At 62.9% G+C, this 23,167-nt stretch carries 21 protein-coding genes; 3 read left to right on the top strand and 18 right to left on the bottom strand.

All coding sequences use genetic code 11. The annotated features are described in order from the left end of the window. Window positions 1-2: 2 nt before the first annotated feature. The 11 genes from imuA to KSS97_RS11130 all read right to left on the bottom strand — a co-directional run bounded on the left by imuA (window position 3) and on the right by KSS97_RS11130 (window position 10,047). Window positions 3-626 (bottom strand): translesion DNA synthesis-associated protein ImuA, encoded by a 624-nt coding sequence (gene imuA / locus KSS97_RS11180; RefSeq protein WP_217861640.1) that lies wholly within the window; start codon window positions 624-626, stop codon window positions 3-5. Beyond that, window positions 626-1,243 (bottom strand): transcriptional repressor LexA, encoded by a 618-nt coding sequence (gene lexA, locus KSS97_RS11175; protein WP_030137954.1) that lies wholly within the window; start codon window positions 1,241-1,243, stop codon window positions 626-628. The genes imuA and lexA overlap by 1 nt, the downstream gene beginning before the upstream one ends. Before the next feature lie 274 nt (window positions 1,244-1,517). Beyond that, a complete protein-coding gene (locus KSS97_RS11170; RefSeq protein ID WP_198798136.1) occupies window positions 1,518-1,790 on the bottom strand; it encodes a gamma-butyrobetaine hydroxylase-like domain-containing protein in 273 nt (90 codons plus the stop codon). Beyond that, entirely contained in the window at window positions 1,787-2,749 is a 963-nt protein-coding gene (locus tag KSS97_RS11165) for a HEAT repeat domain-containing protein (RefSeq protein ID WP_217861639.1), read from the bottom strand. The genes KSS97_RS11170 and KSS97_RS11165 overlap by 4 nt, the downstream gene beginning before the upstream one ends. Beyond that, on the bottom strand, window positions 2,746-3,594 hold the full coding sequence (locus KSS97_RS11160; protein WP_217861638.1) for an ABC transporter ATP-binding protein: 849 nt from the start codon (window positions 3,592-3,594) through the stop codon (window positions 2,746-2,748). The genes KSS97_RS11165 and KSS97_RS11160 overlap by 4 nt, the downstream gene beginning before the upstream one ends. Beyond that, entirely contained in the window at window positions 3,594-4,376 is a 783-nt protein-coding gene (locus tag KSS97_RS11155) for an ABC transporter permease (protein ID WP_217861637.1), read from the bottom strand. Before KSS97_RS11155 ends, KSS97_RS11160 begins: the two co-directional genes overlap by 1 nt. A 127-nt stretch (window positions 4,377-4,503) precedes the next feature. Next, window positions 4,504-5,910, bottom strand: coding sequence for an ABC transporter substrate-binding protein (locus tag KSS97_RS11150; RefSeq protein WP_217861636.1), 1,407 nt, complete (start codon window positions 5,908-5,910; stop codon window positions 4,504-4,506). A 250-nt stretch (window positions 5,911-6,160) separates the two neighbouring features. Then, window positions 6,161-6,406, bottom strand: coding sequence for a 4Fe-4S dicluster domain-containing protein (locus tag KSS97_RS11145; protein ID WP_003180418.1), 246 nt, complete (start codon window positions 6,404-6,406; stop codon window positions 6,161-6,163). A 24-nt stretch (window positions 6,407-6,430) separates the two neighbouring features. After that, on the bottom strand, window positions 6,431-8,170 hold the full coding sequence (locus KSS97_RS11140; protein ID WP_030137948.1) for a fumarate reductase/succinate dehydrogenase flavoprotein subunit: 1,740 nt from the start codon (window positions 8,168-8,170) through the stop codon (window positions 6,431-6,433). Then, entirely contained in the window at window positions 8,167-8,919 is a 753-nt protein-coding gene (locus tag KSS97_RS11135) for a GntR family transcriptional regulator (protein WP_217861635.1), read from the bottom strand. Before KSS97_RS11135 ends, KSS97_RS11140 begins: the two co-directional genes overlap by 4 nt. Before the next feature lie 84 nt (window positions 8,920-9,003). Continuing rightward, window positions 9,004-10,047, bottom strand: a complete 1,044-nt coding sequence (locus tag KSS97_RS11130) for an AraC family transcriptional regulator (RefSeq protein WP_030137946.1) — start codon at window positions 10,045-10,047, stop codon at window positions 9,004-9,006. Window positions 10,048-10,251: 204 nt separating this feature from the next. Between KSS97_RS11130 and KSS97_RS11125 the strand changes: the two genes are divergently transcribed. Continuing rightward, complete coding sequence (locus tag KSS97_RS11125) at window positions 10,252-11,196, top strand: SphA family protein (RefSeq protein ID WP_217861634.1); 945 nt, start codon at window positions 10,252-10,254, stop codon at window positions 11,194-11,196. Between the two features lie 168 nt (window positions 11,197-11,364). Here the strand turns inward: KSS97_RS11125 and KSS97_RS11120 are convergent, their stop codons facing one another. The 4 genes from KSS97_RS11120 to KSS97_RS11105 all read right to left on the bottom strand — a co-directional run bounded on the left by KSS97_RS11120 (window position 11,365) and on the right by KSS97_RS11105 (window position 15,445). After that, entirely contained in the window at window positions 11,365-12,573 is a 1,209-nt protein-coding gene (locus tag KSS97_RS11120; RefSeq protein ID WP_217861982.1) for a DSD1 family PLP-dependent enzyme, read from the bottom strand. A 74-nt stretch (window positions 12,574-12,647) separates the two neighbouring features. Continuing rightward, window positions 12,648-13,946, bottom strand: a complete 1,299-nt coding sequence (locus KSS97_RS11115; protein WP_217861981.1) for a D-arabinono-1,4-lactone oxidase — start codon at window positions 13,944-13,946, stop codon at window positions 12,648-12,650. 117 nt (window positions 13,947-14,063) lie between these two features. Then, complete coding sequence (locus KSS97_RS11110) at window positions 14,064-14,429, bottom strand: c-type cytochrome (protein ID WP_198798144.1); 366 nt, start codon at window positions 14,427-14,429, stop codon at window positions 14,064-14,066. Window positions 14,430-14,560: 131 nt separating this feature from the next. Then, window positions 14,561-15,445, bottom strand: coding sequence for a LysR family transcriptional regulator (locus tag KSS97_RS11105; RefSeq protein ID WP_030137941.1), 885 nt, complete (start codon window positions 15,443-15,445; stop codon window positions 14,561-14,563). A gap of 132 nt (window positions 15,446-15,577) precedes the next feature. Here KSS97_RS11105 and KSS97_RS11100 point away from each other — a divergent pair, with 132 nt between their 5' ends. Both KSS97_RS11100 and KSS97_RS11095 read left to right on the top strand, forming a co-directional pair. Further along, a complete protein-coding gene (locus KSS97_RS11100; RefSeq protein WP_217861633.1) occupies window positions 15,578-17,221 on the top strand; it encodes a GMC family oxidoreductase in 1,644 nt (547 codons plus the stop codon). A gap of 205 nt (window positions 17,222-17,426) precedes the next feature. Further along, window positions 17,427-19,049: an MFS transporter gene (locus tag KSS97_RS11095; protein WP_030137939.1), complete on the top strand. Its 1,623-nt coding sequence runs from the start codon at window positions 17,427-17,429 to the stop codon at window positions 19,047-19,049. A gap of 42 nt (window positions 19,050-19,091) precedes the next feature. Here KSS97_RS11095 and KSS97_RS11090 read toward each other — a convergent pair whose 3' ends face one another. The 3 genes from KSS97_RS11090 to KSS97_RS11080 all read right to left on the bottom strand — a co-directional run bounded on the left by KSS97_RS11090 (window position 19,092) and on the right by KSS97_RS11080 (window position 23,143). After that, window positions 19,092-21,569 (bottom strand): TonB-dependent siderophore receptor, encoded by a 2,478-nt coding sequence (locus KSS97_RS11090; protein ID WP_217861632.1) that lies wholly within the window; start codon window positions 21,567-21,569, stop codon window positions 19,092-19,094. A gap of 102 nt (window positions 21,570-21,671) precedes the next feature. Next, the gene (locus KSS97_RS11085; RefSeq protein ID WP_217861631.1) at window positions 21,672-22,625 is read right to left on the bottom strand and encodes a FecR domain-containing protein; all 954 of its coding nucleotides are present in this window, start codon (window positions 22,623-22,625) and stop codon (window positions 21,672-21,674) included. After that, complete coding sequence (locus KSS97_RS11080) at window positions 22,622-23,143, bottom strand: sigma-70 family RNA polymerase sigma factor (RefSeq protein ID WP_030137936.1); 522 nt, start codon at window positions 23,141-23,143, stop codon at window positions 22,622-22,624. The genes KSS97_RS11085 and KSS97_RS11080 overlap by 4 nt, the downstream gene beginning before the upstream one ends. Window positions 23,144-23,167: the final 24 nt, after the last annotated feature.

Here is a 23,167-nt window from a genome sequence, read left to right as displayed (position 1 = left end):
CCTCAATGCCCTGTGAGCGTGGGAAAAGCGATCGGCGCCGAACGGGCCAGTCCGCCGCGGGACTTGAGCACCCGCAATTGCGCAGGCCGGGCATCGATGGCGATGCGCAAGGCCGCCGGGGACGGGTTGATGGCTTCCTGGATCGAGCGCCAGGCGAACGCCAGGGTCTGGCCGGTCTCTGCGGCGACCTGCAAACGGCGCAAGGCCCGGTCGTCCGCCTGGCGCGGCCAGCACAACACCGCGCCGCAACTGCCCGAACGCAGGCATTGCTCGGTGGCCCACAAGGCCTCCCGTGGATCGGCCTGGATGATCGACAACTGGCGCAAGTCCACCCCTGCATTTCGCCAGGCCTGGGGATAGGGCACGAACGGCGGCGCCACCAACACGATCCGCTCCCCCGCCGCGGACAACCGCGCCAGGGTCGGCCACACCAGTTGCAACTCGCCCACGCCCGGCGCGCCGATGAGGATTTCCGTCAACGCCGCTTCCGGCCAACCGCCGCTGGGCAATGCCGCGTCCAGCATCGCATGGCCAGTAGGCTGCGGGCTGGCGGCCGGTGGCGCAGGCCGGCCCTTCCAGACCTGGCCGCCATTGAACAGCGTGTCCAACGCAACGACGGCGCCCATCAGCCTTGCCTCACCAGGCCACAGAACACACCTTCTATCGCCAGGTCCTGGTCGGCTTCGACGATGATTGGCTGATAGGCCGGGTTGCGGGGCAACAGGCGTACGCGCTCGCCGACTCGCTCGAAACGCTTGATGGTCACTTCACCGTCCAGGCGCGCCACGACGATCTGTCCGTTGGCGGCCTGGGGCGTGCGTTGTACGCCCACCAGATCGCCGTCGAGGATGCCGTCCTCGATCATCGAATCGCCTTGGACGCGCAGCAGGTAATCCGGCGCCTTGGTGAAAATCGCCGGGTCCAGCAACAGACGGCTGTGGACTTCGGCATCAGCCCCGATCGGCAGCCCGGCGGCCACCCGTCCCAGCACCGGCACGTCCAGCAACTCGGGACGCGGCGGCTGGTTCAACAGCCGAATGCCCCGGGCCTGGTGCGGATTGACCTCGATGAAGCCGGCTTCGGTCAACGCCAGCACATGCTTGCGCGCCACGCTGCGAGAGGCGAAACCAAACGCCTCGCTGATTTCAGCGAGGCTGGGAGACTGGCCCTGCTCGGCGATGCGTTCGCGGATGAAGGTCAGGATGGCGGTGCGGCGGGGAGTGAGAGTCGTCATGGAGTACATTTGTACTCTTCCATGGTTTTTCTGACAAGCGCCGCCAGTCAGTTCACGGGTTGACTGCGCAAAACCAAATTAACCGTGTTGAATGATTTTGGGGCTGCTGACGCAGCCCAGCGGGAGCAAGCTCCCTCGCCACGGGTTCACCGATTGCTCAAGTAACCAGCGTATCCCTGTGGGAGCGAGCTTGCTCGCGATGGCGGTGGGTCAGCTTGCAAAAAGGTTGAATGTACTGACGTCATCGCGAGCAAGCTCGCTCCCACAAGGGATGGGCACAAAGCTACAACCCCGCCAGGTATTCCCAGGGAAAAATCCCCCGCTCATGCCCATCACTGAAGACCAACTGCACCCCATAGCCCTGGCTATTGACCTCAACCACCCGAACCCGCGAATCCACCTGAACGGCCAATCCTTGCAGGCGAAACGCCCGGCACCGCGAGCAGGGGCACCGACGGCGCAACTCGGCATGGTCCAGCCGTTGTTCACGCCCATCAGGCCAACTCAGCCGCAACAGCCCCTTCTCCCGGGAATTGCCAATCGTCAGCGGGCTCATTGCAATTGGCCCAAGGCAATGCGCACAGCCTTGCGTACCTCCGGATCGCCATCGTCCTGGGCGGCTTGCAACGCCGGGATGGCATCAGGATCGTTCAACTCGCCCAACGCCAGGGCCGCCTCCTTGCGCAGGTTACTGATGCGATGAGCCAGGGTCTCGATCAAGGCCGCCAGTGCCGGGGCGTAACGCAAGCGACCCAGGCTACGAGTCGCCCGCAGACGCACTTGCCAATAATCATCTGCCAGCGCCTCGATCAGGGCTGGGCCGGCATCGGTGTGGCCGACCTTGCCCAGTGTGGTGGCGGCTTCTTCGCGCACCGTCCAGGCCGGGTCCCGCAAGGCCTGGCGCAGCGCCGGCAAGACTTGAGCATCCGAGGCCAGGCCGAGGGCACCGGTGGCCGCACGGCGCACTTCGCTCTCCGGATCATCACTGGCCAGCCGCGCCAGGGCCGGCAAGGCGTCGAGGTGCTTGAGCCAGCCGAGCACGCCAACCGCCTCGCGACGCACGCCGGCATCGTGATCAGCCAGCGCGGCGACAGCGGCTGGCGCGGCATCACCCAGGCGCAACTCGCGCAACGCCCGGAACGCGGCGACGCGCACATCGGCATCAACATGAACCGTCCAAGGCAAGATCACCCTTCCTGCCGCCTCGCTCTTGAGCAGGCTCAGGCTTTGGGCCGCTGCGGCCTGCACGCTCGGGGATGGATCGGTCAGGGCCTCACACAAGGCCGCGACCACCGGCGCGTCCTCCCAGGCTTCGAGCAATCGCGCGGCTTCGGCCCGCACCTCGGCGCTGGGGTCATGTGCCAGGCGATCCACCAGCCACAGCAGGCCTTCGGGCTCTTCGAGGTCGGCCAGTTCGATCAGCGCGATACGGCGCACGCCGGCGTCGTCGTCGGTCAGGCGCGGTTGCAGGGCAAGGATGTCGTCGTTGTCGGTGTTTTCAAATAGAGAGGTCATAGGGCAAATCGCGGCAAGGAGGTTTCAGGAGGCAGCCCAAGGGGATTGAGGCGTGGCAGTTGCTGGCCGTCTTCATGACGCAGCAGTTCGAGGCAGTGGCGCTTCAATCGGGCGAATTCAGGGCGGGTGACCAACTCAGTCGTCCGTGGACGGGGAAAGTCCAGGCGCAGGTCCTCGATGATCCGACCCGGGCGCGGGCTCATCACCAGCAAGCGATCGGCCAGGAACAGCGCCTCGTCGATGTCGTGGGTGACGAACACCACGGTGGTGCGGATCCGCGTCCAGATGTCCAGCAGCAGTTCCTGCATGTTCAAGCGCGTCAGGGCATCCAGCGCGCCGAAGGGCTCATCCATCAGCAACAGGCGCGGACGGTTGACCAGCACCCGGGCAATCTCCACCCGCTGCTGCATGCCGCCGGAGAGCTGATCGGGCCAGTGCCCGGCAAACCCCTCCAGGCCCACCAGCGCAAGAATTTCGTCGGCAGCCCGGTGCCGTTCGAGCTTGCCCAGGCCACGCATCTTCAGGCCGAAGGCGACGTTGTCGCGCACGCTGCGCCACGGAAACAAGGTGTGTTGCTGGAATACCATGCCGCGCTGGGGCGACGGGCCAACGACCGGCACCGCGTCCACCTTCAACGTGCCCGTGCTCGGTTGCAGGTGCCCGGCGAGGGCGCCGAGCAAGGTGGATTTGCCGCAACCGGACGGCCCCAGGATGCAGACGAACTGGCCCGCCTCGATCTGGCAATCGAGCCCCTGCACCGCTTCGAAGGCCTGGGCGCCCTGCCCCAGGACAATGGACAACTGGCGGATGTCGATCCGTCCTTCCAGCGTTTGCATCGCACTCATCAGGCTTTTCCTCCGGGTCGATGCCAAGGCGTGGACAGCCCGCCCAGGCGCTTGATCAACAAACTGCTACCCATGCCCAGCACGCCGATCAGCAACATGCCGACCACGATGTCCGGGTAGTTCTGCACGGTGTAGGACGCCCAGGTGTAGTAACCGATGCCGTACTGGCCAGCGATCATTTCCGCCGTCACCAGGCAGAACCAGGAAGTGCCCATGCCGATGGCGAGGCCGGTGATGATGCTCGGCGCGGCCCCCGGCAGAATCACTTCCAGCAGGATGGCCTGGCGTCCGGCGCCGAGGCTTTTCGCCGAGGCGATCAATCGCCGGTCCACCCCTTCGACGCCGTGCACGGTGTTGAGCAGGATCGGGAACAGCGCGCCGGTGAAGGTGATGAAGACCATCGACAACTCCGACGAGGGAAACATCAGGATCGCCAACGGAATCCAGGCCACCGCCGGAATCGGCCGCAGCACTTCAAGCGGCGGCAGCAACAGATCTTCGGCCCAGCGTGACCGACCGATGGCCAGGCCCAGCGCTACACCGATCAACAGCGCAGCGCCATACCCGGCGAAGACCCGGCCCAGGCTGCTGCCCAGATGCCGCACGAGATTGCCCGACTCCCCCAGGCCAAGGGCGGCCTGGATCACCGCCAGTGGCGTCGGGACGTTGGCGAAGGTCACCAGGCCAAGGTCCCAGTGGCCGGCGGCGGCGAGTTGCCAGAACAGCAGGCAGAGCAGCAAGGAAGCGGCTCGCAGGAGCCAGCGTTTGGGTGATGGGTACACAAATCTTCCTCCGGAGTGGAATCCTTGTGGGAGCGAGTTTGCTCGCGATGGCGTCAGATCAGTTGAAGTTGATATGACTGACACACCGCCATCGCGAGCAAGCTCGCTCCCACAGGTTATTTGCAAGTCAGCGGGCAGCAACCGACTGGGTCGTCGCCTCGGTGAAGTCCAGGACCTTGCCGCCCTGGGCCGTGGCAAACTGCTCGGCCTGCCCTTTCAACAGGAACGCGCTGAGCTGGCCCTTGCCATCACTGGCAAACCACGCCTGCTCGGCCAACAGCTTGATCCCGCTGTCGCTGGCCTGGGCGTAGACGGCGCGGATGCCCTTGCCTTCCTGCTTGAGGCTTGCCAGTGCGCTGAAGGCTGACTGCGCCGAGGCGTAATGACGCACTTTCGGCTCGCCGCGCACCCAGATCTCGGCCACATGGCGGGCATCGGTGATGGCCTGGCCGGTCAAGGCGTCGGGCGTGCCGATGGACGTCTGGGCGTAGTTGCCCAGTTGCGCGGTGTAATCGAGGTTCGATGCCTTGAAGGCGGCGCGGATGTACTGGTCATCGATGAATGTGTTGAGGTCCAGCCCCCGATCGGCCTTCTTCAGCAGCTTGAGGGTGTCGATGGCGGTGCCGACGGCCTGGCGGTATTCCGGTTTCCAGGTCAAGTCGCGGGTCTGCACGCCCAGCGGCCCGTGGAACAGATAATTGACCTCGGCATCCACCCCGGTGACCTTGGCGATCAGCTCGCTGTACTTCTCCGGCTCGGCGGCCAGCAACTGATTGGCTTCGATGGTTGCACGCAAGTAGGCAACGACGATTTCCGGGTACTTCCTGGCATAGGCCTGGTCCACCAGCGCGCCATGGAATGTCGGCGTCTTTGCCTGGGCACCGTCATAGATCTTGCGGGCGAAGCCACGGCTGGGGAACAGCTCGGCGAAGGGCACGAAGTCGGCATGCGCATCAATCTTGCCGGCCTGCAACGCCGAGCCGGCGACCTCCGGCGGCTGGGCGATGATGTTCACATCCTGGAGCGGATCCCAGCCCTGGGCCGCGACGGCGCGCAGCAACATGCCATGGGCGGTGGAAGCGAATGGCACGGAAATCGTCTTGCCCTTGAGCTCGGCCAGGGACTGTACACCCGAGGCACTGGGCACGACGATGCCGTTGCCGCTGCCCTGGGTGCTGCCCGACAGCACGCTGATGAACAGGCTGTGCTTGCCGGCGGTCTCGAACGCCACGCCGTTGAAAGCACCCGGGAAATCGGCCATGGCGCCGAAGTCCAGTTTGCCGGCGACCATCTCGTTGGTCAGTGGCGCGCCGCTGGTGAAGTTTTTCCACTGGATGTCGTAGTGGGCATCCTTGTACGCGCCGTCGTGGGGCAAGTACTTGTCCAACAGGCCCAGCTCCCGGATCAGCAACCCGCCGGCGGCGCAGTTGATGGTGGTGTCCTGGGTGCCGATGGCGATGCGGATGGTGTCTGCCTGGGCAGGCAGGGTCAATGAAGCCAGTGCCAGACCGGCCAGTGCTGCACGCAATAACATGGGTATATCCCCTCGAATCATTTATTGGTTTTTCGTCTCCGCCGCGATCAGGGCGCGGTGGGAAACGAGGGGTGTTTTGAAGAATGCGTCCGGGGGTGCCGGATGGCTTTTGTGGTGTCTGTGGTGGCCTCTTCGTCGGAACGCCTTCGCGAGCAGGCTCGCTCCCACAGGTTTTAACGGTGTACATAAGCACTGCGACTGGCTTCGATCCCCTGTGGGAGCGAGCCTGCTCGCGAAGGCGTCCTATCGGTCAACGCAACAGGTACGGAATCTCGACTTTCACCGCCCCCGTCGGGCAGTCCTTTTCACAGGGCATGCAATACCAGCATTCATCGAACGCCATGTAGGCCTTCTGGGTTGCCGGGTTGATCGCCAGCAGGTCCATGGGGCATACGTCGACGCACACCGTGCAGCCCTTGTGGGCGATGCATTTGTCCTCGTCCACGGTGACGGGGGCATTGGAGCGAAAGAAGATTTCCTGGGGTTGATAGGCCATGGGCGTTCTCTTTAGGTGATGGGTTCACGCCGCGTCGGCGCCGACCCGCAGCCGGTCGTAGGCCTGCAGCTCGTCGGCATCGAGGGCGATGATGTAGGGCTCGACGGCTTTCTTGAACGAGGTCATCGTGCCGTCCTCGCCTTTCTTCAAATGGCAATGGCAGAACCAGTCGCTGTCGTTGCGCCGTGGGTGATCGACTCGATAGTGGTACAGCCCCCAACGGCTTTCCGCGCGAAACAACGAGGCCCGGGCGGCCATTTCGGCGCAGTCGCGGATCACGCTGACTTCCATGGCGCGCATCAATTCATGGGCGTTATGGGCCTTGATCTGGTCCAGGTCGCGCTGGATATCGCTGAAGCGTTGCAGGCCGATCTGCATTTTTTTCGTGACCTTCGGCGGTTGCAGGTAATCGTTGACGAAGCGGCGCAGCTTGTATTCCACCTGGGCCGGCGGCAGGCCATGCTCGCGCTCAAGCGGCGCGTAGACACGCGCCCTCTCCCGCTCGATCTGCCCGGCATCCAGCGCCGAGAAATCCTTGCCTGCCACAAAATCGGCGGCGTTGTTGCCGGCAAACCAGCCATAGGTGAACGCACCGAGCATGTAGTTGTGCGGCACCGCCGCCATGTCGCCCGCCGAGTACAGGCCCTTGACCGAGGTTTCCGCCCGCTCGTTGACCCAAACGCCCGAGGCCGAATGACCGCTGCAAAAACCGATTTCGGAGATGTGCATCTCGACCATCTGCGTGCGGTAGTCGGTGCCACGGTTGGCGTGGAACTGCCCGCGGCTGGGCCGCTCATTGCTGTGCAGGATCTCTTCGATGTTCTGGATGGTTTCCTCGGCCAGGTGATCGAGCTTGAGGAACACCGGACCGTTACCACCTTCGAGTTCCTGGTGGAACTCCCACATCATTTGCCCGCTCCAGTAGTCGCACTCGATGAAACGCTCGCCCTTGTTGTTGGCGGTATAGCCGCCGAGGGGGCCGGTGACATAGGCGCACGCCGGGCCGTTGTAATCCTTGATCAGCGGGTTGATCTGGAAGCATTCCAGGTTCGCCAGCTCGGCGCCGGCGTGATACGCCATGGCGTAGCCATCGCCGGCATTGGTCGGGTTTTCATAGGTGCCCATCAGGTAGCCTGAGGCCGGCAGCCCCAAGCGTCCCGCCGCGCCGCAGCAGAGAATGACCGCCTTGGCCTTGATCACATGAAAGTCGGCGGTGCGGCAATCGAAGCCCATCACCCCGTTCACCGCCCCCTCTTCGTCGGTCAGCAACCGGGTGCAGACCAACCGATTGGTGATGCTCACCCGCGCCCGTTTCAACTGCCGGTACAAGACTTTCTTGATGTCGTGCCCTTCCGGCATCGGCAGCACGTAGGCGCCCATGTGGTGAACCTTTTTCACCGCGTAGTCGCCGGTTTCGTCCTTCTCGAACTTCACGCCCCAACGGTCCAATTGCTCGATCGTTTCGAAGCTGTGGGTCGCGTAGGCGTACACCGCGGCCTGGTTGACGATGCCGTCGTTGGCAATAGTGATTTCCTTGGTGTATTGCTCAGGCGTCGAGTGCCCCGGGATGATCGCGTTGTTGAGCCCGTCCATGCCCATGCTGATGGCGCCACTGCGCTTGACGTTGGCCTTGTCCACCAACAACACGCGCAAGTCGCGGTTGCGTTCCTTGGCCTTGATCGCGGCCATGGGCCCGGCGGTGCCGCCGCCGATGACGACGATGTCGTATTCCTGTTCGAGGATGCTTCTTGAGCTTTGGGTCATGCCTGCGTCCCTTTCTGCCGGTCGATCCGCAAGCGGTACTGGAAGGCATCGCCGCGGTAGTAGAGGTATTCGAAATCCAGCGGTTGCCCATCGGCGCCGTGGGTCAGGCGCTCGATGCGCATGACCGGCGATCCGGCCTCGATCTCCAGGGCCTGGCACAGGTCGCTGTCGGCCAACACCGCATCGATGGCCAGGTCCGCATGACCGAGGGCCAGGCCGCAATCGTTTTCCAGGATCAAGAAAATATCGCGGGTGACCAGGTCGGCTTTTTCAAGGCGCTCGCCGAGCGCCTTGGGCAGGTAGGTGATCTCCAGGGACACCGGCTCGCGGTTGATCAGCCGCACCCGCTTGATCTGCGCCACCACGTCCCCTTCCGCCAGTTTCAGGCGCTCGGCCACTGACTTGTCCGCCGCCATGAACTTGAAGCTGCGCAGGCGGTTGATCACCTCGAAACCGCGCCCGGTCATGGACTCGGCCAGACCCTGGAGGGTGCTGACGTTCTGGAAGGTCTTGGGCTTGGCGACGAAGGTGCCTTTGCCATGGATCTTGAAGATCAGCCCTTCCTTTTGCAGGTCGCCCAAGGCTTGGCGAACGGTGATGCGGCTGACGCGGAACAACGCGCCGAGCTCGCTTTCCGACGGCATCTGGCTGCCCTGGGGGTATTCACCGTCGAGGATGCGTGCACGCAGCACGTCGCGCAGTTGGGTGTGCAGCGGCACGCTGTCGAGGGAAAGAACGTTGTCGGGCATGGCTTTCTTCACTTGTCATAACGAGTTATGACGTGATCTTAGGGAAAGCCCGTAAGACTTGAGAAATACTGTTTGGACATAACCTTAGAGCCGAGCGTCGGCGCTCTCATTGCGAAACGCGCTCGGGCTCATGCCGGTCCAGCGTCGGAACGCCCGGCGGAAACTGCGCACATCGCTGTAGCCGACTTCCTCGGTGATGCGCTCAATGGACAGCTCGGGATTGGCCAGCAGGTTCAAGGTCCGGCCACGACGAACTTGTTCGAGCAACGCTTCGAAGGTCAGGTTGTGCTCGGTCAGGCGCCGGCGCAAGGTACGGCTGCTCATGTTCAGGTCGCTGGCGATTTTATCGATATGGCTGCCACGGCCCAGGTCCCGGGCAATCGCCCGCTCCACGGCCTGGATCAGGTCGATTTTCTGGTGGACTTCGCTGGCCTCCTGCTCCAGCAAGGCCAGTGCCTGGCGCAGGGCCAGCGGATGATGGTTGGGCAGGCGCACCTCCAGCCAGCCAGCATCGATCAGCATGCGGTTCTGCCGGCAGCCAAAGCGCACGACCGACCCGAAGATCCGCTGGTACTCGCCCGCATAGGAAGGCGCGGCGTGCATGAATTCCACTGCCTGTGGCTTGAAGTCGGACGCCGCCAGCGCCCGGCCATAGACCAACACACTGGCGAAGAATTCTTCGACCGCAAACACCTGCACGTCGGCAAAGGGCAGTTGGCACGTCGCCTCGACCGTGATCCGGTCGCCGGCTTCTTCGGCGCTGATCTGCGCGATGCCGCCGGTAGTGCGCTGGTAGCGCACCCCCAGGGCGAAGACGTCGCGCAAGGTCTCGCACAATGACAATACGTGTCCCAGCAAACCCAGGGTGCCCAGCACGTTGCGGTCGCCGACCCACAACCCCAGCCCCTGGTCGGGTAACAACTTGAGCGCCCGCTGGATCATGACCACGGCCTGGCGATGGGAAATGCGATGGGTTGGGTCTTGCAGGTCATCGAGGCCGAACCCCAGGCCTCGACACAGGATCGCCGCATCGAACCCCTTGTCCACCACAACGTCGGCAAGGGTCTGCAACAGGAACGGCGATACCAGCGCCAGCTCGAACGTGGGGTCGATGACTTTCATCTGCATGGGCGGATTCCAGGGCGGATAGGAGAACGCTTTGTAACAGTCTGTTTCTAGACGTTAGCATGACCCGGCGAATAGAGGGGGACTGGAATCTGGCCGCGCAAGTCCCCTCAATGGCCGCCAATACCCTGCCCTGGCGGCGGCGAACGGCTTATTTCTATGGCTCGGACCCTTGGTGCGTTTCCAACAATAATAACGAGCCCCTCCATGAACCCGATCCGCACGCGATTCACCTTGCAATTGACCTTGGGCCTGGCTTGCGCCAACGCCTTGCCGGCCCTGGCCACCGAGTCCGGCGTCGACAACATCGGCACCGGCACCGATGGCTTCTATGTGCTGCCGCTGGAGGTCGATAGCCTTCCGGACCACATGGTTGCGTTCAACCTCTACTACAACCACTACAAGGCCCGAAAATTCAACATCAGCTCACTGGGCGGCGAAGTGCCGGGCGTCGAAATCGAATCCACGGCGGTGATCCCGCGCATCGACTACCTGAGCCCGCTGCGAGTGGCCGGCGGGCGACTGGGCATCTATGTCGCGCAGCCCTGGCTCAAGCAGGAGGTCGCCGCATTCGGCCTGAGTGATACGCGCGAAAGCATGGGCGACACGACCATTTCGCCCATCATCCTCTGGGACATGGGCAAGCACCTGACACTGGCCGCCGCGGTGGAAATCACCGTGCCGACCGGTGAATACGATGCCGATCGACTGGCCAACACCAGCAATAATTTCTACACCTACAAACCGCTGTTTTCCTTCACCTGGCTGCCCACGGACAACACCGAGCTGTCGATGAAAACCACCTACAGCTTCAACCGCGAAAACAAGGACACCGATTACCGCTCGGGGCAGATTTTCCACTTCGATTATTCCGCCAGCTACCGGCTGAACGATAACGTGACGGTGGGCCTCAACGGCTACTACCTGAAACAGACCACCGACGACAAACAGTACGGCCGCACCGTGCAATTCGCCGGGCAGGACGTGGACGACGGCGTGCGCGGCGAGGTGTTCGCCATCGGCCCGGCGCTGCACGTGACCTTCCTCAAATACGCCAGCGCCGAGATTCGCTGGGCCAAGGAATTCGACGTGGAGAACCGCCCCGAAGGCGAGATGCTCTGGGCGAAGATCAGTATTCCGTTTGCCTTCTAAAAGCTCCCATTGTGGCGAGGGGATTTATCCCCGCTGGGCTGCGCAGCAGCCCCCCCTAGAAGCAACTCAATCTGACTGACCTACCGGATTGTCGGCATTTGGGGCCGCTTCGCGCCCCAGCGGGGATAAATCCCCTCGCCACAAAGACGCGCTCTCGACCAGCTGGATTCAGCTATAAACCGGCCAGCTCTCGATAATCCTCCCCGCCCGCACCGCCAGCAAATCACCAAACTGCAGCAACACCGACTCGGTCTGGGTCGGGCGCAGGAACACCTGGTCCTCCAGCCCCAGTCCGACCGCTGCGGAGCTGTTGACCATTTCCTGATTGGAGCTGCGTCCATACAGGTCGTTGACCTGCAAACCGTGCGGTGCCTCGAGGTCGGCCATCCAGTTGCCGCCATAGATGAAAAAGGTCTCGCGCTGGTTCACGTCCCACCCGGAAAAAATCCGCGACGTGTCGTCCAGCGCCGGGATGTTCACCGCCCCGGTGCGTTTCAACACCGGCGTGGCGATATAGGCCGCCGGCAAATGTTCGCTCAATGACGGCAAATCGTAGTGGCTGGGCTTGAGCATGGCCGTGCCCACCGACACCTCGGTGCTCAGGTTTTCCTGTTCGTGGATGCGGTAGCTGGGGCTGCCGGCGGTGTTGAGCGTCAGGCCGGGGCGCCAAAGATCGGGATAGCGCAGGCGCACGAAATCCACGCGCGCGCGGTAGATCGCCATGACCCGCGCCAGCAGCGTCTGCGGCGTTGCGACGATCTCCGGCACGCCCATGCCCACGAACGGGTCGTAACCCATGAACCCGGCAAACTCCAGTTGGGCCGGGTGGGCGCGGATCGCCTTGAGCATCGCGTCCAGGCTCGCCTCGTCAGCGATCCCGCCCCGGTGCAGGCCGACGTCCAGCTCCAGGTTGACCAGCATGCGAACACCCAGCCCCTGGGCCAATGCCCGGTATTGCTCCAGTCGCTCAGGCGTGTCGAGCAGCCATTGCAACTGGCGCGCCGGGTCGAAAGGACCTTTGTGCTGCGTGTAGAACAGCTCGGCGGAACGCACCGGCAGGGGTTTGCCCAGCAGGATGTCGGCCTGTGGAAACTGCACTGCGTCATGGTTGAGAAACGGCTGGTGGAACGACATCAAGCGCCAGGTCTCGGCACGCTGGGCGATGTAATTCAGCAGGCCGGGGGCTGGCAAGGACTTCTCCACCAGTCTCAACTGCTTGCCGGCGCGTTGCACGGAGGCCTTCACCACGTCTATGTTGTGGTCGAGTCGATCCAGGTCGATGAGCATCACCGGGCGCATCGGGCCATGGGCCTTGAGCTCACGGTTGAGCTGGCGAAAATATTCGCTGTACGGCGCACCTCGGTCCTGCGGTCGCAGCCAAGCACCGACACCCGCCAACAACACCCCGGCGCCCAGCGTTCCCGCCAGGAAGCGACGACGATTGAAACCCATCAGCTCACCCCCAGGATCGTCGAAAGATGCCCATTGAGAAACTTGCCGCCCGGGTCCAGGGCCTGGCGCACTCGGGCGAACTCCTCCCAGCGGGGATACAACGCTTGTAGCGTCCTGGCGTTGAGCGAGTGCAACTTGCCCCAATGCGGGCGCCCCTGGTATTTCCAGAAAATCGGTTCGATGGCCGCGAAGAAGTTGTGGTGATCCATCTGGTAATGCTGGTGCACGGAGATGGCGCAGCTGTCCCGACCTTCGAACATGCTCAAGGGAATGTCATCGGCCTTCACGTAGCGGTACTCGATGGGAAACCAGGTTCGCAGGTTCTTGTCGCGGATCAGCGCAAGGATCTCCCGCAGGCATGCCGGGCCCTGGTCAGCCGGCACCGAGTACTCCATTTCGTTGAAGCGCACGGTGCGGGCGTTGGCGTAGATGTCATGGGAGTCGCCGACCCGATCATCGAAATCGGCCACCCAGCGCAGGCTGTTGAGCAAGGCTCGGCGAGTCGCCGGGAAATCGCTGCCGTACTTGTCGAGGTTTTCAATCACGCTGACGAACTCGTTGCCGCCCTCCTCCTCGGGACTGATCGGCGGCGTGGCGGCGTCGGTGGTTTCGTTCAGAGTGATCGACAGCGCATAGTCGGAATGGGTGACGACCTGCATTTCCCAATGCTGGTTGTCCCGGGTGTTGGTGTCCACGTCCTCGAGCAACTCCTCGGTTTTCGCCACCCATTGGTGCTCGCGCAATCGATAGGCCGCGCGGTTTTGCAGGCGCACGCGGGTTATCAGTCCCAAGGCGCCCAGGGAGACCCGGCCGGCACTGAGCACTTCGGGATGCTGCCGGGCATCGCAATCGAGCACCTCGCCATTGGCCGTGACCAGTTGCAGGCCGACGACTTGGGACGAATAGGAACCGAACGCCTTACCCGTGCCATGGGTCGAGGTGGCGATGGCACCGGCCAGCGTCTGGTAGTCGACATCGGCCATGTTCGGCAGCGCCTGGCCAATGGCTTGAAGCGCCGTGCCCATGCGCGACATCGGCGTGCCACCGCCGAATTCGGCCTGCAGGGTGGCCGCGTCGTGATCCAGCAAGCCGCTGAAAAAACTCAAGGAGAGCAAGGTCCCATCCGTGGGCACCAAGGCGCTGAAGGAATGGCCGGAACCCACCGGGCGGATCCGGCCTTCGGCGCGGCGCACCACCTGCACCAGTTCATCCATATCCTGAGGGGCGAGGCGCGCGGCAGGCAGGCAACTTTGCGCGCCCGACCAATTGCGCCATGGAATCAGTCGCGGGGCGCGCATCAGTTCGGCCAGGGCGCCCTGGCTGCCCAGCGCAGTGAGGGCCGCGACAACGCCGGCCTGTTGCAGCAATCGACGTCGCGAGTAATCCATGGTCATGCCGGAAAACCCCTTGTTGGATTATTGGAATCGTTGTCCGGACATGAAGGCAATCAGGGCCAGGAACTGCTCCTCGGAACAGTGCATGCACAGGCCCATCGGCGGCATGCCGTTGTAGCCGTTGATCGCATGATCGAGCAGAGTCTCGGCGCCCTGTGCCAGGCGCGGGGCCCAGGCATTGGTATCGCCGGTCAACGGCGCTCCGGCGGCGGGATTGGCGTGACAGAGCTTGCAACTGCTGTCGTAGATCCGAGCCAGCGACGCATCGCTGGGCATGGCCGTGATCGCGGTGGGCGTGGGTGGCGTGGGTGCGTCATCGCAACCTGCCAACAGGGTGAGTAACACGATGGAAATGGCAGGGTGCAGCGAAAACCTAGGTAACCGCATAGGGCCCTCTCGCGGCGCTTTCTTATTGTGGGTCTGACAGCTTCCACACTAAGGCACCCCAGCGTTTTGGCTTGAGGTCATTGCGGGCCATAAATCGGACTTGAGCGGACACCCTCGCCACCGGGCAATGCTCAGGGCAACAGCAACCTCTGCTCGCGCTCGCACAACTGCACCACGTAATCCCACAGCACGCGCAACCGTACGGACTTGTGCAGTTCGCGGCGGGTGCTGATCCAGTAGCTGCGGCGGATGGTTTCGTCCGGCAACAGCGGCAACAGCGTCGGGTCGCCGCTGGCCATGTAGCACGGCAACACAGCAATCCCCAGGCCCGAGCGCGCAGCCTGTTGCTGGGCGATCACGCTGGTGCTGTGGAACACCACCCGAGGCTTGCGGCAAAAGCTGTTGAGAAACATCAGTTCCTGGCTGAACAACAGGTCGTCGACGTAGCCGATCCAGGCGTGTCGGGCCAAGTCCTCGCGGCTGCGCAAGGGCGGCGAGCGATCCAGGTAGGCCTGGCTGGCATAGAGCGCCAGGCTGTAGTCGGTGAGCTTGCGCGTCACCAACAGGTCGGCCGCCGGGCGTTCGAGGTGGATGCTGATTTCCGCCTCGCGGTTGAGGATGCTGACGAAGCGCGGCACCGCCACCAGTTCCACCTCCAGCCCCGGATAACGCTGGAACAACCCGTCCATGCGACTGGCCAGGAACATGATGCCAAGCCCTTCCGTCACCCCCAGGCGGATCTTGCCCAAGGGTGCGCTGGATTGGGTGATGTCCTCCTGGGCCAGCAATGCCACGTTCTCCATGGCTTCGGCATGCTTGAGCAACGTCTCGCCGGCCGGGGTCAACTCGTAGCCCTGGGCATGCTGGACGAACAGCGCGGTGCCGAGGCTTTTCTCGATGGCCTCGATGTGCCGCGCCACCGTGGCGTGAGTGGTGTTCAGGCGCCGTGCAGCCGTCAACAAACGCCCGCTGCGTTGCAGCTCCAGGAAATAACGCAAGTCATTCCAGTCGAACATGGGGGCGATCCTTGGGTGGGCCTGAAGGCAGGACTGTTTATAAACGCACAGCAGCTGCGCAAAAACTAACATTCTTTTGACGAAAACTAACAACTAGGATGAATGCCACAAAAACAATAAACGAGGTCGCGAATGCAACCTGTCGTCGATGAATACGATTACGTGATCGTGGGTGCCGGCCCTGCCGGGTGCTTGCTGGCCAATCGGCTTTCGGCCAACCCGCAACACCGGGTGCTGCTGCTCGAAGCCGGCGGGCGCGATAACTATCCGTGGATTCACATCCCGGTCGGCTACCTGTTCTGCATCGGCAACCCGCGCACCGACTGGTGCTTCAAGACCGAAGCCCAACCGGGCCTGCAAGGACGCGCCCTGAGCTATCCGCGCGGCAAGGTCCTGGGCGGCTGCTCATCAATCAACGGCATGATCTACATGCGTGGCCAGGCCGCGGACTACGATGGCTGGGCCGCCGAAGGCAACCCTGGCTGGGCCTGGAAAGATGTGCTGCCACTGTTCAGGCAAAGCGAAAACCACTTCGCGGGCGATTCCGAAATCCACGGCGCGGCCGGCGAATGGCGAGTCGAACGCCAGCGCCTGTCATGGCCGATTCTCGACGCGTTCCGCACCGCCGCCGAACAGAGCGGCATCCGCAACGTTGAGGATTTCAATGGCGGTGACAACGAAGGGTGTGGCTACTTCCAGGTCAACCAGAAGGCCGGGGTGCGCTGGAATGCGGCCAAGGCCTTCCTCAAGCCGATTCGCAATCGCCCCAACCTGACGGTATTGACCGAGGTCGAAGTCGACCGCGTTTTGTTGCGCGATGACCGCGCCCAAGCCGTGAGCGCTCGTTGGCAAAGCAAGAACATGACCTTCAAGGCCCGCAAGGAAATCGTCCTGTGCGCCGGGGCGGTCGGTTCGCCGGGCATCTTGCAGCGCTCCGGGATCGGCCCGCGCAGCCTGCTGCAACGCCTGGGGATCGGCGTCGTGCACGAATTGCCTGGCGTGGGCGGCAACCTGCAGGATCACCTGCAACTGCGGCTGATCTATCAGTTGGAAAACGCCCGCACCCTGAACCAGATCGCCGGCACGCTGTGGGGCAAGATGGGCATGGGCCTGCGCTACCTGTACGACCGCAGCGGCCCGCTGTCCATGGCCCCCAGCCAACTCGGCGCGTTCGCCCGCTCGGGGCCGGAACAGACCTCGGCCAACCTCGAATACCACGTGCAACCGTTGTCCCTGGAACGTTTCGGCGAACCGTTGCACAGCTTCCCGGCGTTCACCGCCTCGGTGTGTGATTTGCGCCCGATGAGCCGCGGGCGGGTGGACATTCGTTCGGCCGATCCGAGTGGAGCGCCGTTGATCCAGCCCAACTACTTGAGCCATCCCGAAGACCTGCGCGTCGCCGCCGACGCCATTCGCCTGACCCGACGGATCGTCGCCTCCCCGGCCCTCGGCGCCTTCAAGCCGGTGGAATACCTGCCCGGCCCGAGCCTGCAAACCGAAGAGGAACTGCACCAGGCCGCCGCCCGCATCGGCACGACGATTTTCCATCCGGTGGGCACGTGTCGCATGGGCCAGGACGGCGACGCAGTGGTGGATGCGCAACTGCGCGTGCACGGCATCAAGGGCCTGCGCATCGCCGATGCCTCGATCATGCCGCGAATCACCTCGGGCAACACCTGCTCGCCAACGTTGATGATTGCCGAGAAGGCGGCGCGGATGATGCTCGAACCGGTCACCGTAAGCATCACGAGCCAAAAGGAGCCGGCCACGGTCTGAAAACAGCAGTGCCCCCTGTGGGAGCGGGCTTGCTCGCGAAGGTGGTGTATCAGCCAACGATGATGTCGACTGGCACACCGCCTTCGCGAGCAAGCCCGCTCCCACAAGGAGAAATGCGTAAGCAAAAGGAACGTATCAAACCAGGAGACGCCCCACCCGGCGTCGCAGTGGAACAACAAAAACAATCACTGTGAGGGATACCGCTATGTCTGAACATGTTCAGCCCCTGGAAGCCACGCGCAGCGCCGGCACCAGCCAGGAAACCCAGAAAGTCATCTTCGCCTCGTCCCTCGGGACGGTGTTCGAGTGGTACGACTTTTTCCTCTACGGCGCCCTCGCGGCGGTGATCAGCAAACAGTTCTTCGCCGGGGTGAACGACACCACCGCGTTCATTTTCGCCCTGATGGCCTTCGCCGCCGGCTTCATCGTACGGCCGTTCGGTGCGCTGGTGTTCGGGCGGCTGGGGGACATGATCGGCCGCAAGTACACCTTCCTGGCGACCATCGTGCTCATGGGCCTGGCCACGTTCTGCGTCGGCCTGCTGCCCAACTACGCCAGCATCGGTATCGCTGCGCCGATCATCCTGGTGGTGCTGCGCATGCTCCAGGGACTGGCCCTGGGCGGCGAATACGGCGGCGCGGCGACTTACGTCGCCGAGCACGCACCCATCGGCAAGCGCGGTTTCCACACCAGTTGGATTCAGTCCACCGCGACCCTCGGGCTGTTGCTGTCGCTGCTAGTGGTGCTGGGTTGCCGCTACTTCACCGGCGATCAATTCGAGGTCTGGGGCTGGCGCATCCCGTTCCTGCTGTCGATCCTGCTGCTGGGCATTTCCACCTGGATTCGCCTGAGCCTGCATGAGTCGCCGGCCTTCCTGAAAATGAAAGAAGAAGGCAAGTGCTGCAAGGCACCGATCCGCGAATCGTTCGGCAAATGGGAAAACCTGAAGGTGGTGCTGATCGCCCTGTTCAGCATCAACGCCGGGCAAGCGGTGACGTTCTACGCCGCGCAGTTCTACGTGCTGTTCTTTCTCACCCAATTCCTCAAGATGGACCCGGCCCTGGCCAACAGCCTGCTGATTGTCAGCGTGGTGATCGGCGCACCGTTCTTCATCTTTTTCGGTTGGCTGTCGGATAAAGTGGGGCGCAAACCGGTATTGATGATCGGCCTGCTGCTGGCGACCGCCCTGTACTTCCCGATCTTCAAGACCCTCGCCCACTACGCCAACCCGGCCATCGACCAGGCCAGCCGCCAGGCGCCGATCAGCGTGATCGCCGACCCGGCCACCTGCACCTTCCAGTTCGATCCGGTGGGCAAGGCGCGATTCGACAGCCCGTGCGACAAGGTCAAGACCTTCCTGGTCAAGCAAGGCCTGCCCTACAGCAGCGTCGCGGCACCGGCCGGAAGCCCGGTGCAAGTGAATGTCGGCGACGTGAAACTCGAAGGTTACGACGAGGCGGCCCTGCGCGGCGCAGTGACCTTGGCGGGCTATCCGCAAAAAGCCGATGCCCAGCAGATCAATCGGCCGATGATCGTCGCCCTCATCGTCGCGCTGATCATCATCTCGGCCATGTGCTACGGCCCGCTGGCGGCGCTGATGGTCGAGCTGTTCCCGACCCGGATCCGCTACACCTCCATGTCCCTGCCCTACCACATCGGCAATGGCTGGTTCGGCGGTTTCCTGCCCACGGTCTCGTTTGCCCTGGTGGTCTACACCGGGGACATCTTCTACGGGCTGTGGTACCCGGTGGTGATTACTGGCGTGAGCCTGGTGGTCGGCATGATCTGCCTGCGGGAAACGCGGAACGTGGATCTGGACACTAACTGAACCCGAGTGTGGCGAGGGAATGAACGTCCCTCGCCACAGGCTTCAAAAGCGTGCCTTTACCGTCGCGGTGAAGTTGCGGGGTTCACCGTAATAGTTACCGAAGCTCTCCGTCCCGATGGTGGTGTAGTAACGCTTGTCGAACAGGTTGTTGCCGTTGAGCGCCACTGACCAGGTGTCATCGATGCGGTAGCCAACGCGACCGTTCCACACGGCATAACCGGCCTGGGTGATCTTCTCGCCGCTGACCGGCGATACGCGGAAGTTATCGCTTTGGGCATTGACCCCGGCGCCGACACTGAACCGTTCCAATGCCCCGCCGAGGGCGTAGTCTCCCCACAGGCGTAGCACATGGCGCGGCACGTAGCTGTTGAACGAACCACCGTTGAGGCTGGCGTCAATATCGTCGAGCGTCTTGGTCTGGGTGTAGGTGTAGCCGGCCAGCAGTTGCAGGCGCTCGATAACCTCGCCGCTGATCTCGGCTTCGAACCCCTGGGCGCGGACCTTGCCGGCGTTCTCGTAGCAGTAGCCATCCGACGACGCACAGCTTGAGTTGTAGTCGGTCTGGGCCTGGTCTTTCTGCACCGTGCGGAACAGGTTGAAAGCGGTGTTCAAGCGGCCCTCGAACCATTCGCCCTTGATCCCCAATTCATAACTCTCGCCCATCAACGGCTTGAGCGCCGAACCGCTTTGCGAGCGGTAATTGCCTTGGGGCGTAAAGATCTCCGAGTAACTGGCGTACGCGGTCAGGTGTTCGTTGAGGTCCAGCAACACGCCGGCAAACGGCGTGACCTGGCCGGTCTCGGTGCTCCTGGCGTGTTCCGTACCGCCCGTGAGAAATACCGAGTCACTCTTGGAGCTGTACCAGCTCACCCGGCTTCCCACTACGAAGGTCAACGGGTCCGCCAACTTCAGGCGCAGCGTCGAATACACGCCGCGCTGCTCGGTGACCGTCTTGACCGGACCACCTCGCGTCGAGTTTTCGATGAAGTAGCTGTCGTCCGGCTCGGGAATGTGCCGGTCCGGATCGAACACATCCTGCTTCTGTGGCAACAAGGCGACCGAGTAGAAGTCGTCTTTGTCCGAACGACTGGCATTGACGCCGAAGATCAGCTCATGACGCTGGCCGAAGGCGTCGAACTTGCCGTCCAGGTAGGCGTCGAGACCGTAATCGACCTGATCATAGTCGTACATGCTGCCGAGCAGATTGGTGGTCGAGGAACCGGGTGCCACCGAGCCTGATGCAAACGCGTATTTGATGTCCTGGGTATTTTTCGTATAGACCCCCGCGACTTTCACGGCCCAGTCGTCGTTGAGCTGATGCCGCAGGTCGCCGAACACTGTGGTCCGCTGGCTGCGCCAGGTATTCCACGACGGGTCCAGGCACGTGGAACGACTGAGTTTCAAATCGCTGCCATCCCGGTAGCGTGGAAGCCCACCCCAGCACGGGCTCGCATCGACGTCCTCATAGGCCACGCCCAGGCCGAGCGTCGTGTCGGGCGTCAGGTCGACGTCCAGGGCGCCGTAGTAGACCTGATCCTTGCGCTGGGCATCGTCGTAGAAGTAATGCCGGCTCTGCTCGGCGATCACCGCCCTGCCCCGCACAGTGCCGGCGTCGTTCAGGGGGCCGCCTGTATCGACTTGCCCGCGGTAGTTGTCCCAAGTGCCACCCGAGAGGCTGAGTTCAGTCTGGGGCGTGGCCTGGCCGCGCTTGCGAACGAAATTGACGCCACCTGAAGTACCACCGGAACCCTTCATCATCCCGGCGGCGCCGCGCAGGACTTCGACCCGGTCGTAATAGGCCATGTCACTGCTGAAGCTGTCGGCCTGGACATAGCTGTTGCCCATGTCCAGCGGAACACCGTCGTACTGGTATTGGCCCGACATCCGGAACCCGCGGGAATAGAAATACTTGCCGCCCATGGTCGAATCGTAGACGGTGATGCCGGGCGTTTTTTCCATGACCTGATCGATGGTGTTCAGGTTCTGGTCGTCGAGCATCTTGCGGGTGATCACCGTGACCGATTGCGGCGTCTCGCGCAGCGTGTGTTCGCCTTTGCCGATGGTGACCGCTCCGGTGGTGTAGGAGCCGCTATCTTCGGTGGTCGCAGTGAGCAGTTGTCCGTCGATGGTGGTGGTGCCCAATTCCATGGCCGAACCGCGAGAAGGCGCAGCCCGAAGCCGATAGGTCCCGCTGACCTGGGGCTCGGCTTGCAGGCCGCTATCGCCCAGGATGCGAGCGAAGCCGTCGGCCACGCCAAAGGAACCGTTCAAGCCTGGCGACTGTAAGCCTTGGAGTTGAGCGGCATCGAACGAGATTGCAACACCAGCCTGGCTGGCGAAGCGCGTCAACACATCCATGAGGGTGCCAGCGCCAATAGTGTAAGCCTGCACCGAGCGTTGCTGGCCCGAAGCTCCTGGAGTAGTGCTCGCCTGCACCATCCAGGCACTGGAGGACGTAACAGCCAACAATCCGATTTTCATTGCAATCGCCAGACGACCTGGCGCGTTCACGCGAGACATGCGTCCCCTCCCCACAGTCAAGAAATTCACTGAGGGATGAGCCGAACGATGCAGACAAAAAGTGCAAAACATTTTTTATTGAATGATGCGGGGGGATCGGGGCTATCCGCTATGTGACACCTGAACCCAGAACCGGCTGTATCGAGTCACCCGCAATGAGAAACCGCTTTCCAGCGCCGCAAGGGCAAGGTCGGTATTGTCGATGGGAAAAACGCCTGAAACTTTCGAATCGCCGATAGCCGGGTCGCAACGCAGTATCCCCACGCGATAGCGCGACAGCTCTGTCAACAAGGCATCCAATCGACGGTCGATGGCAATGATGCTGCCTTGTTGCCAGGCGCCGACCGACACGTCGTTGGCCCTTGGCCTGCCCAGCGCCTGGTCGCTGAAATCCAGCTGGTTGCCGGCATCGACCCGCATCGCGGGTCCGCCACTGCGCAAACTGACCTCGACGGCCTTTTCAAGCACTGCCACCTCGCCATGCTGGGCCTGGGCGCGGACGATAAAACGGGTTCCCAAGGCCAACACCTCGACTTGCTCTGTGACGACCTTGAAGGGGCGCTGCGAAGGATCGACTGCAGTCGTGACGATAATCTCGCCCCACAGCAGCCGTATAACGCGTTGTTTGCCATCGAAACGAACGTCGATCGACGTGTCGGTGTTGAGCAGTACGGTGCTGCCGTCCGCCAATTGGTACGCCCGCCGCTCGCCGATGCCGGTCCGGTAATCGCAACGCAAGTTCTGCGCGGTCTCGCTTCGCCAGCCCCACCACCCCAGGCAACCGGTGGTCGTGAGCAGCAAGGCGCTTCGCAACACTTGCCGTCGCGAACGGCCAAGAGGTTCGCTCAAGGTGGGGGCGGCCAATGCGCCCGGCACGCTGGCCATTTGTTCAGACACCGCCGCCATGCGTTGCCACGCCTGATCATGCAACGGATCCGCGGCCAACCAGGCCCGCCATCCGGCCCGATCCGCGTCCGCCGCGATACCGGAGTGCAGCCGGGCGTACCATTGCGCCGCGGCACGAATGGCTTGTAGTTGCTCGGGCGACAGGCTCATGCAAGCTGCAACTGGATCTGCATCAGGCAGCAGTGTTCCATGGCCTTGGCCATATGGTTATTGACCGTGCGCACGCTGACACCCAGGCGCTCGGCGATCTGCGGGTACGTCAGGCCGTTGAATTGCGACAGGATGAACACCTGCTTGACCCGCGGTCCCAGCCCTTGAAGCAGTCGATCGATTTCCATGAGGGCCTGGAACAGAATCGCCTGCTCTTCCAGCGACGGCTGCTGCCGTTCAGGCATGGCGGCCAGCGCATCCAGGTACGATTGCTCAAGGGAGCGGCGGCGAAAAAGATCAACCAGCAAGCCTTTGGCGATCATCGACAGATAGGGCCGCGGCTCGCGTATATCCAGGGCCGAGCGCGCCTTGATCACGCGAACGAACGTATCCTGGGCCAGATCAGCCGCATCGAACGTGTTACCAAGGCGCTTGCGCAACCAGCCTTGAAGCCAGCCGTGATGGTCGCAATACAAATCGTTGACGGCACTGCGTAAGAACAGATCGTTGGCGGACATGACAATGGAATAATTCGCGACTGA

Source organism: Pseudomonas alvandae, assembly GCF_019141525.1.
GTDB lineage: Bacteria > Pseudomonadota > Gammaproteobacteria > Pseudomonadales > Pseudomonadaceae > Aquipseudomonas > Aquipseudomonas alvandae.
This window is presented reverse-complemented; position numbering and strand designations above follow the sequence as displayed.

Bases quoted from the DNA above. Each gene is read 5' to 3' on its own strand.
- imuA (WP_217861640.1), bottom strand. From the start codon at position 626: ATGGGCGCCGTCGTTGCGTTGGACACGCTGTTCAATGGCGGCCAGGTC.
- lexA (WP_030137954.1), bottom strand. From the start codon at position 1,243: ATGTACTCCATGACGACTCTCACTCCCCGCCGCACCGCCATCCTGACC.
- KSS97_RS11170 (WP_198798136.1), bottom strand. From the start codon at position 1,790: ATGAGCCCGCTGACGATTGGCAATTCCCGGGAGAAGGGGCTGTTGCGG.
- KSS97_RS11165 (WP_217861639.1), bottom strand. From the start codon at position 2,749: ATGACCTCTCTATTTGAAAACACCGACAACGACGACATCCTTGCCCTG.
- KSS97_RS11160 (WP_217861638.1), bottom strand. From the start codon at position 3,594: ATGAGTGCGATGCAAACGCTGGAAGGACGGATCGACATCCGCCAGTTG.
- KSS97_RS11150 (WP_217861636.1), bottom strand. From the start codon at position 5,910: ATGTTATTGCGTGCAGCACTGGCCGGTCTGGCACTGGCTTCATTGACC.
- KSS97_RS11145 (WP_003180418.1), bottom strand. From the start codon at position 6,406: ATGGCCTATCAACCCCAGGAAATCTTCTTTCGCTCCAATGCCCCCGTC.
- KSS97_RS11140 (WP_030137948.1), bottom strand. From the start codon at position 8,170: ATGACCCAAAGCTCAAGAAGCATCCTCGAACAGGAATACGACATCGTC.
- KSS97_RS11135 (WP_217861635.1), bottom strand. From the start codon at position 8,919: ATGCCCGACAACGTTCTTTCCCTCGACAGCGTGCCGCTGCACACCCAA.
- KSS97_RS11130 (WP_030137946.1), bottom strand. From the start codon at position 10,047: ATGCAGATGAAAGTCATCGACCCCACGTTCGAGCTGGCGCTGGTATCG.
- KSS97_RS11125 (WP_217861634.1), top strand. From the start codon at position 10,252: ATGAACCCGATCCGCACGCGATTCACCTTGCAATTGACCTTGGGCCTG.
- KSS97_RS11115 (WP_217861981.1), bottom strand. From the start codon at position 13,946: ATGCGCGCCCCGCGACTGATTCCATGGCGCAATTGGTCGGGCGCGCAA.
- KSS97_RS11110 (WP_198798144.1), bottom strand. From the start codon at position 14,429: ATGCGGTTACCTAGGTTTTCGCTGCACCCTGCCATTTCCATCGTGTTA.
- KSS97_RS11105 (WP_030137941.1), bottom strand. From the start codon at position 15,445: ATGTTCGACTGGAATGACTTGCGTTATTTCCTGGAGCTGCAACGCAGC.
- KSS97_RS11100 (WP_217861633.1), top strand. From the start codon at position 15,578: ATGCAACCTGTCGTCGATGAATACGATTACGTGATCGTGGGTGCCGGC.
- KSS97_RS11095 (WP_030137939.1), top strand. From the start codon at position 17,427: ATGTCTGAACATGTTCAGCCCCTGGAAGCCACGCGCAGCGCCGGCACC.
- KSS97_RS11090 (WP_217861632.1), bottom strand. From the start codon at position 21,569: ATGTCTCGCGTGAACGCGCCAGGTCGTCTGGCGATTGCAATGAAAATC.
- KSS97_RS11085 (WP_217861631.1), bottom strand. From the start codon at position 22,625: ATGAGCCTGTCGCCCGAGCAACTACAAGCCATTCGTGCCGCGGCGCAA.
- KSS97_RS11080 (WP_030137936.1), bottom strand. From the start codon at position 23,143: ATGTCCGCCAACGATCTGTTCTTACGCAGTGCCGTCAACGATTTGTAT.